The organism is Nostoc sp. KVJ20, assembly GCF_001712795.1.
Lineage (GTDB): Bacteria > Cyanobacteriota > Cyanobacteriia > Cyanobacteriales > Nostocaceae > Nostoc.
Window position 1 is genome coordinate 1 of the sequence record NZ_KV757542.1, and the last position, 17,271, is coordinate 17,271.

The 17,271-nt window shown below is 41.4% G+C and carries 12 protein-coding genes and 2 pseudogenes; 8 read left to right on the forward strand and 6 right to left on the reverse strand.

Going from position 1 to position 17,271, the window contains the following annotated elements; all coding sequences use genetic code 11:
- The 5 genes and pseudogenes from A4S05_RS41215 to A4S05_RS01105 form a co-directional block, all read left to right on the forward strand.
- A pseudogene (locus tag A4S05_RS41215) lies at positions 1-479 on the forward strand (helix-turn-helix domain-containing protein); the annotation flags it as partial.
- A 53-nt stretch (positions 480-532) separates the two neighbouring features.
- Positions 533-1,897, forward strand: coding sequence for a replicative DNA helicase (gene dnaB, locus A4S05_RS01090; RefSeq protein WP_069067999.1), 1,365 nt, complete (start codon positions 533-535; stop codon positions 1,895-1,897).
- An 87-nt stretch (positions 1,898-1,984) separates the two neighbouring features.
- Positions 1,985-2,380: an ASCH domain-containing protein gene (locus A4S05_RS01095; protein ID WP_069068000.1), complete on the forward strand. Its 396-nt coding sequence runs from the start codon at positions 1,985-1,987 to the stop codon at positions 2,378-2,380.
- Entirely contained in the window at positions 2,377-3,135 is a 759-nt protein-coding gene (locus A4S05_RS01100) for a DNA cytosine methyltransferase (protein WP_069068001.1), read from the forward strand. Before A4S05_RS01095 ends, A4S05_RS01100 begins: the two co-directional genes overlap by 4 nt.
- Positions 3,136-3,137: 2 nt before the next feature.
- Positions 3,138-3,632: a DUF1392 family protein gene (locus tag A4S05_RS01105; RefSeq protein ID WP_069068002.1), complete on the forward strand. Its 495-nt coding sequence runs from the start codon at positions 3,138-3,140 to the stop codon at positions 3,630-3,632.
- A gap of 587 nt (positions 3,633-4,219) precedes the next feature.
- Here A4S05_RS01105 and A4S05_RS01115 read toward each other — a convergent pair.
- The 5 genes and pseudogenes from A4S05_RS01115 to A4S05_RS01130 all read right to left on the reverse strand — a co-directional run.
- A complete protein-coding gene (locus A4S05_RS01115; protein WP_069068004.1) occupies positions 4,220-5,368 on the reverse strand; it encodes a glycosyltransferase in 1,149 nt (382 codons plus the stop codon).
- Between the two features lie 329 nt (positions 5,369-5,697).
- On the reverse strand, positions 5,698-6,846 hold the full coding sequence (locus tag A4S05_RS01120) for a glycosyltransferase family 4 protein (protein WP_069068005.1): 1,149 nt from the start codon (positions 6,844-6,846) through the stop codon (positions 5,698-5,700).
- A 200-nt stretch (positions 6,847-7,046) separates the two neighbouring features.
- Positions 7,047-7,886, reverse strand: coding sequence for a class I SAM-dependent methyltransferase (locus A4S05_RS01125; RefSeq protein ID WP_069068006.1), 840 nt, complete (start codon positions 7,884-7,886; stop codon positions 7,047-7,049).
- Between the two features lie 146 nt (positions 7,887-8,032).
- Entirely contained in the window at positions 8,033-8,191 is a 159-nt protein-coding gene (locus A4S05_RS41220) for a nucleoside-diphosphate sugar epimerase/dehydratase (protein WP_176726882.1), read from the reverse strand.
- A 319-nt stretch (positions 8,192-8,510) separates the two neighbouring features.
- Positions 8,511-8,780: pseudogene (locus A4S05_RS01130) on the reverse strand (IS630 family transposase); the annotation flags it as partial.
- A 368-nt stretch (positions 8,781-9,148) separates the two neighbouring features.
- Between A4S05_RS01130 and A4S05_RS01135 the strand changes: the two are divergent.
- A complete protein-coding gene (locus A4S05_RS01135; RefSeq protein ID WP_069068007.1) occupies positions 9,149-10,933 on the forward strand; it encodes an alkaline phosphatase family protein in 1,785 nt (594 codons plus the stop codon).
- 286 nt (positions 10,934-11,219) lie between these two features.
- On the opposite strand, the gene A4S05_RS01140 is transcribed toward A4S05_RS01135, so the two are convergent.
- Positions 11,220-11,465 (reverse strand): MerR family DNA-binding protein, encoded by a 246-nt coding sequence (locus tag A4S05_RS01140; RefSeq protein ID WP_370684380.1) that lies wholly within the window; start codon positions 11,463-11,465, stop codon positions 11,220-11,222.
- Positions 11,466-11,995: 530 nt separating this feature from the next.
- Here A4S05_RS01140 and A4S05_RS01145 point away from each other — a divergent pair.
- Positions 11,996-13,699 carry an efflux RND transporter periplasmic adaptor subunit gene (locus tag A4S05_RS01145; RefSeq protein ID WP_069068008.1) on the forward strand — a complete coding sequence of 568 codons (1,704 nt, stop codon included), beginning with the start codon at positions 11,996-11,998 and terminating at the stop codon, positions 13,697-13,699.
- Positions 13,700-13,985: 286 nt separating this feature from the next.
- Entirely contained in the window at positions 13,986-17,141 is a 3,156-nt protein-coding gene (locus A4S05_RS01150) for an efflux RND transporter permease subunit (RefSeq protein WP_069068009.1), read from the forward strand.
- The last annotated feature ends 130 nt before the right edge of the window (positions 17,142-17,271 follow it).

The window sequence follows — 17,271 nt, forward strand, 5'->3', positions numbered from 1 at the left end:
AGCTCCGTTCTTGGCGTTTCCCTTGGCGCACTTCTTGCAGAGACAACATTTACCAAACCTGCGATCGCCGTTTGGTGGAGTTAATCGCCAAGGAGAGAGCCGAGTGGGACAAGGTTAATTGGCAGCAAAAAGTCCCCACTGTGATCAAATCAATCAGCAATTTGGAGGTGAGTAAAGCTGGTTTAGAAGAACTGCTGGTCTATTGGTCAAAAGTTCTCTCTTCATCTACGCCACAAACTGAACAATCAAAAGCCAATGACCAACCCATAGGTTATTACTCAAACCGTTCTCTTGATTGGCATAAAGCGACCTTCAGTGAACTTCTAGACCGCATGGATGAAGTTGGCAAGGACAAAGCGATCGCTTCTTTCAGCACTCGCTATGACCGAGAAGACGTAGGCGCAACGCTCAAATGGTTGGATTGGTTAAAGCTGACACATCCCTCCATGTATGCCTACTTACACCCACAAGCTGCATGAACAAAACGGAATCTAGATTTTCTAGAAATCAAAATTTTCAAATGAGGTAAACTATGACACAAGACAAAACAAACTTCATATCGCAACAAGACCGCTTACCCCCACAAAGCATTGAAGCTGAAGAAGTGATACTCGGTGGCATCATGCTCGATCCAAGTGCCATGAGCCGAATCAGTGATCGTCTGAGTGCAGATGCTTTTTACATCAATGCCCACAAAGACATTTATCAAGCAGCCCTACGACTGTACAGCCAGGGATTACCAACGGATTTGCTTTGCATTACCAACTGGTTGTCTGATAATGGTTTATTGTTCCGTATCGGTGGACGCAATAAACTTGCCAGTCTGGTTGACCGTACTGTGTCAGCTGTGAACATCGATGTTTTAGCTGACTTGGTAATGGAAAAATACCAAAGGCGGCAGTTAATCCTTGCTGGCACTGAGATTGTTCAACTCGGCTATGCCACCGAAACTGATTTACCTGTAATTCTCGACGAAGCCGAACAAAAAGTCTACTGCATTAAGTCTGAGCATTCTGCCTCTGACTTGGTTCATATTTCTCATGCCCTAGCCGACACTTTTACCGAAATTGAAGCGCGTCATGCTGGTACAGGCTCACCAGCACTGAAGAGTGGATTTTATGACCTGGACAGTATACTCGGCGGTGGTTTTCGCAAAGGGCGGTTGTATGTACTGGCTGCTCGTCCTTCTGTTGGTAAATCCGCTTTGGCTGGTAATCTCGCTCTCAATGTTGCCAAAACTGGGAAGATGCCGATCTGCGTTTTCAGCTTGGAAATGTCTACTGATGAGTACGTACAGCGATTTTTAAGCAGTGAATCTGGCATTGAAAATAATTTTCTAGAAACTGGGAATGTCTCTGACAGCCAGTGGCAACCCTTGAGTGTGGCGATCGCGCAGTTAAGCGAACAACAGATTTTTATCAACGACGAATCTTGCCCTTCTCTTAATGAAATTCGTAGCCAAGTCCGCCGAATTTCATCCCATTACGGTGGTGTTGGGCTTGTGATCATTGACTACTTACAACTGATGGCTCTTGATACTGATTCACGGGTGAACATGGCTCAACGAGTCGGTGAAATCAGCCGAGGATTAAAAAGATTAGCCAAAGATTTGGATGTGCCTGTACTGGCTTTGTCCCAACTCAACCGCGAAGTTGAACACCGTAACGATAAACGCCCTGTACTAAGTGATTTAAAAGACAGTGGTGCTGTTGAGCAAGACAGCGATGTTGTGATCATGCTTTACCGCGAAGAAATGTATAACCCCGATACTCCAGATCGTGGCATTGCTGAGTTAGTCGTTCGCAAGCAACGTAATGGCCCCACTGGTACAGTCAAGCTTTTATTTGACCATCAGTTTACCAGATTCAAGAATTTATCTCGTGGTCGTAGTTTTTAAGGCTCTACTGGAGGATAAACTAATGAACCAATTTACTGAAGTAGGTAAATATTGGCTGCGAGGACTGAGGAAAGGGGAAGGTGTGTTATGAAAGCAATCACAGTTCGTCAGCCTTGGGCATGGGCAATTATTTATGCTCTCAAAAATATAGAAAACCGAGGCTGGCCTATTCATTATCGCGGCGACATTCTGATTCACGCCGCCAAAACCTGCACCAAAAAAGAGTACCAGCTAGCGAGAGAATTTTGCCAAGGGATGGGGGTAGAAATTCCAGAATTAATCTCTCTACGTCGCGGTCAAGTTATTGGCATTGTCACAATAGTAGATTGCAAGTTTTCACAAGTTGCTTCTGGCTGGGGAATGCCTGAGCAATACCACTGGAAGCTGGAGAATCCACGCGAGATTACACCGATTCCTTACATTGGGCGGTTGGGAATTTTTGAAGTACCTGATGAATTGGTTAGGAGTGCGATCGCCTCATGAAATCAGTCCTCTCACTTTTCTCCGGCATCGGCGGACTCTGCCACCACGGAATATCAGCCGCAGGTCTATTCCACAAATTCCGAGTCCAGCAATTTGTCGAAATCTCCCCTTATTCTCAATCAAAATTGCGCCATGAACAACCAGGAATTCCAATCCACGCAGATATTACCAACTACCACTGCCACCGAGGACAATTCGACATTTTGTGCGGGGGATTCCCCTGTAGCGGCACCAGTAACGCTGGAGATAAAAAAGGACTTAACGACCCCAGGTCTGGACTGTGGCGCGAAATGTTCCGCATCATCCACCAGTGTAAACCAGCAATCGCTCTCATCGAAAACCCAACAGGGCTACTCTCTAGAGGAATGGCAACAGTCCTCGAAGACCTTTCCCAAATCCGGTACGTATGTGAGTGGGAAACTATATCCGCGTACTGCCTCGGCTTGCCACATGAAAGAGAAAGAGTCTTTATCATTGCCTACGCCGATGGCTTATTCCACCGTCAACAGCCAACCTCCTGGGCAGACCAAATTGGAAATCAGATTACGCAAGTACGGTTCTCTTATGAAGACCGAAGCTTTGAACCCGGTATTCGTGAGGTGGCTTCTGGGATTCCCGTTGGAGTAGCCAAGGGAATCAAGGGGAATTACGATGCCCGTCGTGCTTATGGCTTGAGTTGCTCTCCCCGGCAAGCTGCGATCGCTTGGAAACGAATTGATTACTTGTGGGGTCTAAAGTCCAGTCAGGAGGCATAACCATGATTAACCTTGTTCAGAATCTAGAAACTTGTTGGTATCTTTCACCACCTTGGGGTAAAGAGATTCCCCCCTTAGAAGTTTCCCTGTTGGAGAAAGTCTACGTCACTACCACCAAATCCTTCGGTTACTGTTGCGGTGTAGAGTGGACAGCTAAAGGTTGGAGTTATGAGATTGTCTCCGGCAACGATAATCTAACTGTTTTAGGACGTGAAATCATTGGTACAGGTAACTTACAATTAGTTACCAAAGAAAAGCCTGTGTTTGAACTGGGTGAATTAGTCGAGTTCCGATTTCATGGCGACGGGCCACCAGCAAGAATTGTCCAAGGCATCCAACTGATTTGCGATTCCTGGTTCTATTGCATCGAATGGATATCCCCAGGAATATCTGAAAACGGTGACGAGCTTTTTACTTTCAGAGATGCGATCTCCCTTGGCGGGACTTCGCCCATCGCACGGGTGACTGACTATGACTTGGAGCGGGTGCGATTATGACAGTGTACACGTCATTCTACCGTGGCGAAATCCGAGGCGAAGGCATCTCAATCTCGCTGTACCCTCCCAAAAATTGGAAAGGCAAACACATGGATAGCTAAAAGTTGGGATAATTTTTGTGCTTCCATCTTTAATTCCTTTATCAAACCAGAAACTGCTTTATAAATTTTATACTTGACTTTTACTCTCAATTTATTATTTGGTTTAATTAACACTAAGTATAAAAGACTAATTGTAGATATTTTTGTTAACAATCGTCAAATGACTCGCTAGTAATCTTTTTGAGATATCTCATCAAGATGAATTCTCGTGGCTATTAGTATATTATTAGTAAATAAAGTCACTTCCTACTTAGATTTGATTTTTGCGATGGCTACGCCCGCCGCAGGCATCGCACCTTGTTTACCGAATCTGACAAAACCGCATTGCTCCCTGGAATGGAGGCTATAGCAAAGAATACGATCCAAAATAAGGGAGGTCGAGAGAAAATTCCCGATGTGTATAAATAAGAACTAATTTCTGTGAAAAAAGTCAAAATAGCCCCTATTGCAAGGGCGCATTGATAATAAAACAGTAGATCGATTTTTTTATTTAGAGATAGATTCATGGGATAGACAAAGTAAAGCGGCTTTGGTTTTAAGGACTAATTTCGCTACTGAGAACTGGTCAATAATTCGCTGTCGGATTTGATTGCGATCGCAATCATTATTACCCAGAGTTTCTATCAACCTATTCATGGCAGTTTTCAATGCTTCTGGATTTTTAGGAGGTACTACTAAATCGGTATTACCAACAATCAAAGCGGAATCGCCTACGTCTGTCACTACACAAGGAACACTGCAGGACATAGCTTCGCCAATCACATTGAGAAATCCTTCTGTATAGGATGAAGAAACAACAATATTTAGGGCATTGTATATTGCAGACATATCTGCACATGCTTTTACCCAGATAACTTGATCAGAGATACCTAGTTCATCAGCCAGTTCATACAACTCTCGTGCATAGTTTTCCGAACCACTACCCACACAGACAAAACGCACATTCTGTCTCTTTTCAGACAATAGTGCTGCTGCTCTAAGAAATGTGGGATGGTCTTTCCTTATATCTAGTCGCCCCACTAAACCGATTAAAATGGTGTCTTCAGAAATTCCCCACAAGCTTCGTACTTTTATCCTAGCTGCTTGATCAGGTTTAAATAGTTCGATATCAATACCATTAGGAATTACTGTCATTTTGTTAGCAGGAAATCCATGAGTAAGGTAATATGCTTGACCAGCATAGGAATTGACAATAATCAGATCAGGAAAGCGAGATAAAAGACACTCTAATCGGAAAACTAAACGCCCTAGCCAATCGTAAAAATCAAGATCTACGTTAGATGAGCGTATTCCCCAAATCATGCGGGTTGAAGGAAAAAAGAGCTTTAAGAAGATAGTGAGTAAATTCGGTATCCCAATATATCCATGCAACACATCGGGATGTATACGTTGAAGATGTTGAATAAGACGCCAAAAGAAACCAAATAAATCCCAACGTCCTTGTTTCTCTAAACATATAACTGGGATACCGCTATCTTTCAAGTCTTGATCTAAAGATAATGAGCCACTAGGGTAAAAACATAAAACGGTGACATCAAAGCATTGTTTATCAAGAGCTTTTACTAGTGTCACTAATTGTCTTTCTGAACCTCCATAGTTCAGGCTACGAATAAGGAATACAATCTTCTTTTTCATGTTTTTGAGAATAAAAATCGGTTACTAATTTTCAGGATTTATTCTAAATAAATTCCTGACTTTTCACGCTATCTGAAAAATATCTCTCCTATACCCCTCTTCTGTCACTCTCCGGGAGGGCGATCGCTAGAAGCTTCATGAGGCAATCAATACAAGCTATACTATTAGAAAAAAATCGGTCTTGTATTTGTTATTAGAAAAGAATCGCGCGTAGGCGTAGCCCGTCGTAGACATCGCTTGCTATACAAAAGCTCTAGATTTTAGAAAAGGCAAATGTTTTCGGAGAGTGACAGAAGAGGGGTAAGGAGAGAGACTTTGAATTTTCCCCTTTACCGCGTCGGGAAAGAGGGGGTTAGATTTTTTGTGGGCTTTTCCATATAACGTGAAGTAATAACTTCAGCCAAAACTTCTTCCCACATCCCCATTATTTTCTCTACACTGAACCGCCCAGTTACTTCTAAAGCACGAACAGCTAAAGACTTCCGTTTTTCTTCATCAGACATTAATCTTTCCATTGCTGCGGCTAATGCTGATACATCTTCATTTGGAACCAAAATGCCATCTATGCCATCACGAATAATCTCTTGTGGCCCACTGGGACAATCTGTAGAAATGACTGGTAATCCAGATGCCATCGCTTCGCAAAGGGCGTTAGGAAAGCCCTCAAAGCGAGAAGACATAATAAAAATCTCCGCTTGCTGCAAAAAATCATAATTATTTTTCACCATTCCAGGAAAATAAATGCGATCGCTCAATCCAAGTTGGTTACGCAAAGCTTCCAACTCTGGGCGTAGTGTTCCGTCTCCTAAAATTGTCAATGTCCATTCTGGGTAACGATCCTTCAGTTGTGCAAAGGCTTGCAGTAACAGATCAAAACCTTTCTCTCGGACAAAGCGTCCCATAGCAATGAGCGATCGCTCTCTTAAAACCTTGTCTGATAATTGTTTTTCTATCGGTGGTAATACAACCATATTAGGGATAATACAGCTATTAGTTTGCAGTTTTGATGGAAAATAATCTCTTGCTCTTTTAGTTTGAAAAACAATCCGATCTGCAAATGGATAAGTGTGTTGTCGTAGTTGTTGCCAATTCCCACCTAAAGAACTTTTTACTGGATTACTACGTTCAGACACAACCACTGGTATATTCAACCATCGCGTTGCTAATAAAGCGATCGCATTCATTTTAGAAGTGAAGCTAATCACAGCATCTGGCCTGCTGTTAATAATTGCATTTCGTAATGTTCCGATGCGCTTCAAGTTATTCCAGATCCCGATAATCGCATTTGGTGATTTGCTAGCGATGCCCAAAGGAATGTAAACAACACGGCTATCTAAATCAAATTGAGGTATTTTATTGTCATCTAATGTCAATATAGTAATTTGCCATCCCTTGGCTGCCCAGTAATTTGCCATGATTGACATGACACGTTCTGCACCAGCATAAGTAAGGGAATGAATAATTAATGTTATCTTCATTCAAGTAAAACTAGACTTCCACATTGGTTAAATATGTTGATATTTGCATAGAACGAAAAATGACCGTGTGCACAGATGGACACAGAAGATTTAAGATAACAAAACGAAAATAATCTAAATCACTATTTAAAATTGCCTTATGGTAGCTTTGTTAAACCTCTACTAGCTGCTTATACTGATCCACCATTTTTTTATGCTTATCATTGCTTTGAAAACAAAAATTGATTACATCCAAGACCGCCAGCACAAGTTTTCAATCTTTCCAATGTGTATCCTCTTGCTCGATAAAATTCAAAAATTTCTTCCGGCTTTGCAACTTCAAAAGGATAGCCACCAATCCAGTCAATTAAGTCATGCCAACGGCTCATGCCTCGGTTTTCGTGATATTGCAGCCAATATTGAATGTAGCTATTTATCCGTAAGGTTAATAATGCAACTCCCATCAATTTTATTTCACGCGGAAACAGTACTAAAATTGCAAAGGGTAGCCTGAAAAATTTTGGTAGAGTATTGTAAGTTTTTTTAATTTGTTTCCACCGCTTACTCCAACCACCCTGATCATTATAAATTGCTATAAACAATTGTCCCCCATTCGCAACGGTCAAACTAACATTTTCTAGAGATCGCCACATGTCTCCAGTATGGTGAAGGACACCCCATGAATAGACAATATCGAACTGCCCTAAAGATTTTAAATAATCCAAATCTAGAACTGAACCTTCATCAATAATCCAATCAGAATCATCCATTGAGAAATATCGACGTTTGAGTTCTTGTGTACAAGCTACAGAATCATGATCATAATCAAATGAATAAACTTTAGCTCCAAGGCGATGTGCAGCCAAGGAAAATAAACCACTGCCAGAACCGATATCAAGAAAGCTTTTATCCTGCAAAGTATCTAGCTTTAGCATTTGCTTGAGAGACTTCTCAGCTTCTGCAATGTGTTTATCATTGAGAACCAATAAAAAGTGTCTCCAGTTCTCACCAAATTGGAATCGTTTACCCTGTTTTACTTCTATTTTATAACTTTTTTTCATGGCTTTTTCTCTAGCACAGAACTTACGCATTGACAAAAAAGACAATAAATGCAATATGGGAAATCGGAAAAGAATAGGCGATCGCTAGTCAGCAGGGGACTGGAAAGACGGATAATTTACACTGTCTCTATTGAGGATATGGGCAATCAGAGCGACAACCAAGCCATGATAACTTTATGGATTTTGAGAGATTTTAAAACATCGGGAATTTGATAGCGATCGCCCACTACAGGAATCCCGCGGATGTATGCACGAAACTTGCGCGGATCGTCGTCAATAAAAGCAACAGAAGGAGCATAAAACAATGTGCATTCAAGTTCCAGAAAAGGCTAGCTAAAATTGCACCTCTTTATTTATAATTGCTCCCAACCCTTTTTTAGGAAATATCAAGCTTTAAGTGAATCCTATTGCTTTATAAATAAGCATTGTTAACCACAAAGCAAAAGTTGCTACCCCTAAAGTATTTTGTATTTACAAAACTGTTGAAGAGGATTTTTTTACTAAGTTTATTAACTTTGTAGCAGTTTCTTATTGGTTACGTCATGCCAATTTGGCGTAACTTGTGCATATAAAAAGACATAACCCTATATACTTAATTGTATGTTAGTAGTTATTATAGGACTCCTATTTGATTTTTGAAAAAACTCCGTACATCCCAAGAGTCCTGAAATCAAAGGTAGTGTGTCGAATAAACCACTCAAACATCCACTTTAAATGAGAAAATGTTGGAATCAAGGCACAAAAACGTCGAACCCATGTTTTAGCCTGCAACCAGATATCTTCAATAGGATTTTGCTCTGGACAATTAGGAGCAAAACGAATGCAGTGAATTTTCCATTGTTCTGGTTGCAAATCTTGATTAAGTTCATCTAAAAAGGTTTGGATTTCTTTAGAAGTGATTGCTCGCATTGTAGAAGTAGTGCTTAGAAACAATCATGATTAGAATTTATTAGTTCTTATACTAATAGTTAAATTTATTTCATATATCTACTTAAAACTTATTCAATATATCTGGTTTTAACCCAGAGTTAACTTTAATTTAAGTCATCGGTAAATAAACGTTAAAGCATAGCCTTCAAACTAAAGCACAATTAGGAACAGTGAATATATAAGCTTGTTTTTACAAATGAAAACAAGATTTTATTTGCTGCCTTTCCTTAGCAATAAAGCTCATTTTAAGCATCTTTGCTCTTTAAGTAGCTATTACTTAAAGCAAGGATTACTAGGTAGTACCTCGCAATGAATTTTAAAATAGAGATTGTATGAACAAAAACAAAAAAGAACTTTTACCATCTGCGCTCTCAAACAAGATTCCCAAAATGCTCCCTGGTAGAGTTAAGCGACGTTTGTTTTTGGGTGGGTTAATTATTGGGATGTCTGCTGTTACTTTCTGGGGAGGAGAATTTCTCTTACGCCAGAATCCAATAACATTGGCTGATATAGCCAACCAAAAGAAGCCTTATGTCTTACCACCTGGGCAAGCTCGTCTCAATCTAGTTTTAATTCTAGATGGGCTACGCCCTGATTCCATCAATCCACAAAATACACCAAACTTATATCGTCTACGACAACAAGGTGTTAACTACCTCAATGGACACGCTGTTTTTCCCACAGTCACAAGGGTGAACTCGGCAGCGATCGCCACTGGGTATTACCCAGGTAAAAATGGAATTGTCAGCAATTCTATGTATGTGCCACAAGTCAACCCAACCAAATCATTTAGCACAGGAGAATATCCCGAACTCCTTAAGCTTGATCAGGTAACGGACGGAAAATTAATTTTTGTCAAAAGTTTAGGTGAACACCTTCAAGAAAACGGGATGAAACTGGCTGTTGTTAGTTCTGGTTCAACCGGAAGTGCTTTACTACTTAATCCTCGAAGCATTAGTAAGAATGTTGGCGTTTTGATTAACGGCTACTTTGATCCTGGTAAACTTGTAGCATTCCCCCCTGAAGTTAACCGGGCAATTTTAACTCGTTTCGGTGCTGCCCCTACAAATAAAGATACTAACAACGACGGTCGCTTAAATGAAGCAGTGGACTGGAGTGAGAAAGTTCTTCTAGATTATGTCATTCCAGAATTAAAACCTGATGTAGTCTTTAATTGGTTAACCGAACCTGACAGTACTCAGCATGAGCTTGGGGCAGGATCTCCAGAAGCAATTAATGTAATCCGCAACGATGATCGCAATATTGGTTTAATTCTAGATAAACTCAAAAAACTTGGATTGTATGACCGAACTAATATCTTTGTGATCTCAGATCACGGCTTTAGTGTTCATACCTATACAGTCAACCTGACACAAGAATTAATTAATGCTGGGTTAAAGCTTTCAAAAGACTCAGATGACGTAGTTTTAGCTAGCAGTGGTCAGGCAGTGTTACTACATATTAAAGACCGCAACCCCCGGCAGATAGAGAAAATAGTCAAGTTCTTACAAAAAAAGGACTGGGCTGGGGTTCTATTTACAGCAGCATACAGACCCCAAAACTCCCAACTTGACGATTCATTTGCTCAACAAAATAAGCAAAATCATGTCAAACCAGAAGGTTGGGTAGGTGGAACCTTTTCTTTAGAACTCATCCATGAGTTTAATCAAGAACGAGGTGCTGACATCATTTTGACTTTTCCCTGGACATCGCAAAAGAACGCCTTTGGAGTCGAAGGAACTGATTTTACAGAAACTACTAGTGGAACGACTGGGCCGCTTACAGGCAATAGCAGCGGTCATGGCAGTATGAGTCCTTGGAATATTCGCAATACCTTTATTGCTTGGGGAGTCGATTTCAAGCAAGGGGTAACTATTGATACCCCAGTCAGTAACGTTGATATTACTCCCACGATTTTGGCACTTAAGGGTATTAATCGCAATGAAAACTTTGACGGTCGTGTACTCAAAGAAGGCTTAAAGGCAGGCATAAACCCGATAGACATCAAAGTTCAGACTAAGGTTTTTACAACCACAGCACGCGGCTATAAAGCTTCTATCCAAGTCTCAGAAGTGGAAAATCAACGCTATATAGATAAAAGCTGGCGTGAACGCTAAGGCATAACCTCAGAAAAAAATTACTAAGAGCAAGTCATGTAACAACCTTGCCTCTTTTGAGCTAGAAATGCTTTCTCAGTAAGCTTTTTAGATAATAAATTGTAAAAGTTGTTTCTTGACAGGCTCTAACCATTATCAAAGAGATCCAAACCATTCTCCTTTCAACGGAACAAACTACAGTTGATTTGGGTACTGACAATGGCAGTACCCTTACCCTACTCCAGTCAAATCTACTACGCCTGCATTTGCTCATGCCTGAACTGCTCAGTGGGGCCAAGAGCTACGACTATCTTCCTCCAGGCTGTGAGAACGTGGAAATTATTGCAGATGTAGCGTACACGCTCAGGGGCATCGGAACTCCATTGCAAGGATTATCCAAAGGTCGGTTTGCCCAACACTCTTGATATGCCTTTAGCTCATCCTTCAATTCTTTCATACGATAAATCTGCTCCTCAAGATGAGCAATTTTCTGTTTGAGTAAGTCCCGAACTAGTGGACAAGCAGGGTCGCCTTGGGAACGGATGCCTAGCACTTGTTGAATTTCAGACAGGGAAACAAAGATATAATAGCGTCTTTTGTCGTATTTCTCGTTGCTTTTCCAGTGTTGATGGGTATTGTGATCGCTTCAGGAATTTTCCGGCTTGTGGTTTGGTGACAGGAATAATTGGTGGGGTAGTTGTTGGGGATATTTCTGGATTAACGTCAGTTCGGGTTAAGAAGATTTATTCAGCATTCGTTGACGGAAACGACGCAAACACGTTGACATATCTCAGAATCAAGCAACGGTGTAATAAGGGTTTCAGCTTATCCCGAACTCAGGTTGGATTAGCATTGCAAGTTAGTGGGTCAGCTGCTTGAATGCTAATCTCTCGTCCTAATTTCATCCCAATTTCATATTTGTATGAAAGACTATTAAGTTAAGTGGTTAATTTGGCTTCGTAAACAAATTCCAAGAGCGAAACCGCTTGCTTGCCAAAAGCGGTTCTCGAAATCCCGCTTAAAAAGTCAACCAACGTCTAAGTACAAATCTACACCACAGTAACTCAAGGACACAAAATAGCGATGGGAATCTCTAAAAGTCTCCAACCACCTACAGCAATTCGTTGTGTTTCCGGCACAGTCCTAAGCCTTTTATTGCTGACAACTCCCACAGCTGTGTTAGCTGGTGCTGGACACGACCATAGCGGTGCAAGTTCATTTCAGGGTGGTGGAAGCGAAGCAAGTGGTTCTGTCGAAGTTGATGCCGAAACCGCCCAGAGGCTAGGAATTAAAGTCGAGCCAGTGAAACGGCAACGGCTGGCTTTGGGTATTAAAAGTACTGGACAGATTGAAACTTTACCTAGCCAAAAAGTGGAAGTGAATACCCCAATTACAGGGGCAAAAGTGGTTGAATTGTTGGTGGAACCCGGTGCTGTAGTCAAAAAGGGTCAACCCCTTGCCGTTGTCACCAGTCCCGATCTGGTGGAGTTACGGGTTAGTTCCCAAGAAAAACGAGCGGAAGCTACAGCTTCTTTGCAGCAAGCGCAAGCCGATTCCAGATTAGCTCAACAAAATTATCAAAGATATTTACAAATATCTAACGCCGACATTGCCCAAGCCCAAAGCCAGGTAGCATTTGCGGAAGAAAAATATAATAAGGATTTACAGTTAGCTAATGAAGGCGCTTTACCACGTCGCAACGCGCTCGAATCTCAAACACAATTAGCGGAAGCAAAAGCCAAACTCACCTCAGCCAACAGCAGACGAGATATCATTGAAAGCGAAGCCCAAATGAAACGCGCTGAGTCTGCTGTTCAAGTAGCACAAGAGCGTTTACGTCTTAGTGATTCTGCTTATAATACTAGACTGCAACAAATAGGCAACCGTCCAAATGCCAAGGGATTGGTAACAGTGACTGCTCCCATCTCCGGTAAAGTTGCCGATCGCGAAGTTACCCTTGGTCAAACTTTTAATGATGCAGGTGGCACACTCATGACTATTGTCAATGATAGTCGGGTTTTTGCCACAGCCAATATTTATGAAAAAGATTTAGACAAAGTAAAAGTAGGTCAAAGAGTAAGTCTAAAAGTTGCTAGCTTACCAGACCGTACCTTTTCTGGAAAGATTACACAGATTGGTGCGGTAGTACAAGGGGAAACACGGGTTGTCTCAGTACAAGCTGAAGTAAATAACCCAAGCGGACAACTCAAACCTGGAATGTTCGCCGAATTAGAGGTACTAACAAACCAAGCATCTGCACCTGTATTGGCGGTTCCTAGCTCGGCTGTAGTCGATGCGAATGGGAAAAAAATGGTCTACATCCAAAATGGGAACGCTTTTCAATCTGCGGAAGTGACCTTGGGTCAAACCTCTGGGGACATGGTTGAGGTGAAGACGGGTTTGTTTGAGGGAGATGCGATCGTCACCCAACGTGCGCCCCAACTTTACGCTCAATCATTGCGGGGTGATAGTAAACCAGAAGAAGAACACAACGAAGAAAGTGGTTCTCATGCAGAAGAAACTGAAGTTAAAACTAACAGTTTCCCAGTACCTTTGTGGTTAACAGCAGGTGGAGGAGCAGCACTTGCGACAGTTGCTTTCATGGGAGGTGCTTTTTGGTCTAATCGTCGTACCCGTTCACGTTTAGTACCAGCAGGTAATTTAGAGTATGACGGGTTCGATTATGAAACAGAGGTTTATCTCGATAACCACAAGCAACCAACCTTGTCTACTTCTGATAAAAATGTTGAGGAGCGCGATCATCCCCGAAATTCTGATGGTATTTAAAAATTAGTGAAGTTGCAGATAATACCTGAAGTTGGGTTCTGTTAGATTTTCTAACATCAAACCAACCTACAGCAAGACTATTTAGATGGTGAACAGAACAGTTTATAAATCTCACGCTCCGAGTGCAGACTATAAAAATGTAATTTGTTCATATCCTATTTAGGAATAGTTCGCTTTGGGCTGATTTGGGGCTTAATTCTAGCAACAGCCACACCTAATATTTAAATTTACTTACTCGTTTATCACAAACAAACAAACCCTTCGCCATTTCTTAACCAAAAACCAAATGATTAGTACAGTTGCTAGATGGGTAATTTCTCGACGCTGGCTCGTAGTAATTGCTGCGCTCATTTCCACATTAGTCATCATCTTTAACACCATCCCCAAAATGCCACTGGATGTTTTTCCAGCCTTTGCACCTCCCCAAGTCGAAATTGAGACAGCAGCCCCTGGACTAGCGCCAGAAGAAATCGAATCTTTGGTGACATTACCAATTGAAAGTACCATTAATGGGACTCCAGGCTTAACCACGGTTCGTTCCTCTTCTTCAGCAGGACTTTCTGTAGTCAGAGTTGTTTTTGGCTGGGGAACAGATATCCTTCAAGCCCGCCAGTTGATACAAGAACGACTGCAACAAGCCATAAGCAAGCTACCAGAAGGAGTTGAAACCCCACGAATTGCTCCCACTAGCTCTCCCATCGGTACTGTATTAAAGTACGCCTTGACTGTGGAAGGGGAAGGCAATAACCAATCTGCCACTAAAATCGACCTCATGGAAGTCCGCAGAATTGTTGATTGGCAAGTGACGAATCGCCTTTTAGCAGTTCCCGGTGTCAGTCAAGTACTTGTGTATGGCGGCGATGTGCGTCAGTATCAAGTGTTAGTAGACCTCAACAAACTACAAGCTTTTAATGTATCTTTACAACAGGTAAGTGAAGCTGTACAGGCGGCAAATGTCAATGCTCCTGGTGGCTTTTTAACTACTCCTGATAAACAAACTTTAATTCGGGGAATTGGGCGGATTGAATCCCTTGATGATCTTCAACAATCTGTCATTGTCGCCCGTCAAGGAACGCCTGTCCGCTTGGGAGATGTCGCCCAAGTGCAAATTGGTGGTGCTGTGAAAATCGGCGATGGTAGTTTAAATGGGAAAGATGCTGTTGTGGTGATGGTGAATAAACAACCCCTAGCTGATACTCCCACCGTCACTCGCGCTATTGAAGCCGCAATATCTGAGCTAAAAGCAGGTTTACCGAAAGAAATTAAAGTAAATCAAACCTTCCGCCAAGCAGATTATATCGATACTTCGGTGGAAAATGTCAGGTCAGCCTTGGTGGAAGGTAGTATCATTGCAGCAGTTATCCTCATCCCTTTTTTAATGAATTGGCGGACTCTTGGAGTTGTGCTGTTGAATTTTGCCCTGACTTTTATATTTTCATTGCAAGTATTATCTTTTTTGGGCTTAGGGCTGAATACAATGACTTTGGGAGGATTAGCGATCGCCATTGGTACAGCGATCGATGATGCCATTGTCTATGCAGAAAATGTTTTTCGTTTGTTGCGACAAAATAAATACTCTCCCAACCCGCGTCCAGTACTGGAAATTGTTTTTGAAGGAGTACAGGAAGTCCAGGAATCTCTAATTGGGGCAACTTTAATTACTATAGTCGTCTTTTCTCCAATATTTGCCCTCGCTGGTGTGGAAGGTCGGATTTTTGGCCCAATGGGTCTTAGTTATCTGGTGGTAGTTGTAGTCTCTAGCTTAGAAGCGCTGCTTGTAAGTCCGGCTTTATGTGCAATTTTATTACCTCACAATAAAATGTCAGTCAGGGAACCCTTTGTACCAAGAGTTTGTAAAAGGATTTATTACCCTTTTCTCGATTTTGCTATCAGAAATTCGATAGTTGTGATTACTGTGGCTGCGGCGGGAATGATCGCAGCAATTATAATTTTCCCAACTTTAGGACGGGCATTTCTACCTGAATTCCAAGAAACAACTTTGGTAAATACCTTAGCACTTTACCCAGGTACATCTTTAGAAGCTACCAATAGTGCTGCTTTTGCTTTGGAAGATAAACTCAAAGACGACCCTAGATTAAAGTATATTCAATTACGCGCCGGACGCGCCCCCAATGATGCAGATGCTGCACCTGTGAACTTGGCTCACCTTGATATTGGGTTGAGTGACAAAGGAATGAAAAATCGCGCAGCTACTGTAGAATGGTTGCGCGAAGAGTTTAACAAAATACCAGGGGCTGCATCTAATATTGGTGGATTTATTGCTCACCGTATTGATGAAATTTTGTCTGGGGTCAGAAGTCAAATCGCGGTCAAAATTTTTGGTTCCGACTTAGAAGAACTTCGCAAGCTTGGAAAGCAAGTTGAAGACGCAATGAAATCTATTTCGGGAATTGTAGATTTACAACTCGAACCACAGATTCCTATCGAACAAATTCAAATTAAGTTTGACCGTGTTGCTGCATCTCGCTACGGTTTAACTATTGGACAATTATCTGATATCATTGAAACAGCGCTCAATGGAAGAGTAGTCTCTCAAGTTTTAGAGAAGCAACAAAGCTTTGATTTGGTTGTATGGTTGCAACCACAGTATCGCAACAATCTACAAACTATTGAGAATTTGTTAGTTGATACCCCTGATGGAAATAAAATCCCTTTAGCTAAAGTTGCTACGGTTGCCTATGGCACTGGGCCGAATACTATCAATCGGGAAAATGTTTCACGTTTAATTGTGGTATCTGCTAACGCAAAAGGTAGAGATTTGCGCTCTGTAGTGACAGATATTCAAAATAACGTTAAGGCACAAGTGCAACTTCCTTCAGGTTATTTTATCCAATATGGAGGTCAATTTGAAGCAGAAGAACGAGCCTCACAAAATATTCTGGTTTTCGGTGCTATTTCCTTTGTTGTGATTACAGTACTAATGTATCTTTCTGTGAAATCAATCGCTTCAACAGCAATGATTATGATTAACTTGCCCATTGCATTAGTGGGTGGAGTAATTGCGGTAGCTTTTACAGGTGGAGTTGTTTCTGTAGCCTCATTGGTGGGGTTTGTAACTTTGTTTGGTGTGGCTACTCGAAACGGATTATTATTAGTAGATAATTACACCACAAAAGTTGCGTTAGGGATGTCTTTAAAAGAAGTATTAATTTTTGGATCAATGGAACGACTCAACGCTATTTTAATGACATCTTTAACTTCAGCTTTGGGTTTAGTTCCGTTGATAATTTCAGTGGGGCCAGGGAAGGAAATTTTACAACCTCTTTCGATTGTAGTGTTAGGTGGGTTGTTTACTTCTACGGCGTTAACTTTGTTGGTTTTACCTGCTTTGTACTCGAAGTTTGGTAGGTTTTTGTTACCTAAGCGAAGTGCGGCTGTTGTGGAAAATGGGAAGGTAGCGGAATCTGTGTTGGAAAATTGATTTTGGGGATAGGGATGAAATGCGAATTTTACAGCTTTCATCTCCTGAAACAATAAACTGCCAAAAATATTCACCCTTCCTTTGATTTGTGAAAATTAAAAATATTAAAAGCCTTGATAACTATCTCTCT

Excerpts from the sequence above, each read along its gene's own strand:
- A4S05_RS01105 (WP_069068002.1), top strand. The coding sequence starts at position 3,138 with ATGATTAACCTTGTTCAGAATCTAGAAACTTGTTGGTATCTTTCACCA.
- A4S05_RS01135 (WP_069068007.1), top strand. The coding sequence starts at position 9,149 with ATGAACAAAAACAAAAAAGAACTTTTACCATCTGCGCTCTCAAACAAG.
- A4S05_RS01100 (WP_069068001.1), top strand. The coding sequence starts at position 2,377 with ATGAAATCAGTCCTCTCACTTTTCTCCGGCATCGGCGGACTCTGCCAC.
- A4S05_RS01125 (WP_069068006.1), bottom strand. The coding sequence starts at position 7,886 with ATGAAAAAAAGTTATAAAATAGAAGTAAAACAGGGTAAACGATTCCAA.
- A4S05_RS01095 (WP_069068000.1), top strand. The coding sequence starts at position 1,985 with ATGAAAGCAATCACAGTTCGTCAGCCTTGGGCATGGGCAATTATTTAT.
- dnaB (WP_069067999.1), top strand. The coding sequence starts at position 533 with ATGACACAAGACAAAACAAACTTCATATCGCAACAAGACCGCTTACCC.
- A4S05_RS01150 (WP_069068009.1), top strand. The coding sequence starts at position 13,986 with ATGATTAGTACAGTTGCTAGATGGGTAATTTCTCGACGCTGGCTCGTA.
- A4S05_RS01145 (WP_069068008.1), top strand. The coding sequence starts at position 11,996 with ATGGGAATCTCTAAAAGTCTCCAACCACCTACAGCAATTCGTTGTGTT.
- A4S05_RS01120 (WP_069068005.1), bottom strand. The coding sequence starts at position 6,846 with ATGAAGATAACATTAATTATTCATTCCCTTACTTATGCTGGTGCAGAA.
- A4S05_RS01115 (WP_069068004.1), bottom strand. The coding sequence starts at position 5,368 with ATGAAAAAGAAGATTGTATTCCTTATTCGTAGCCTGAACTATGGAGGT.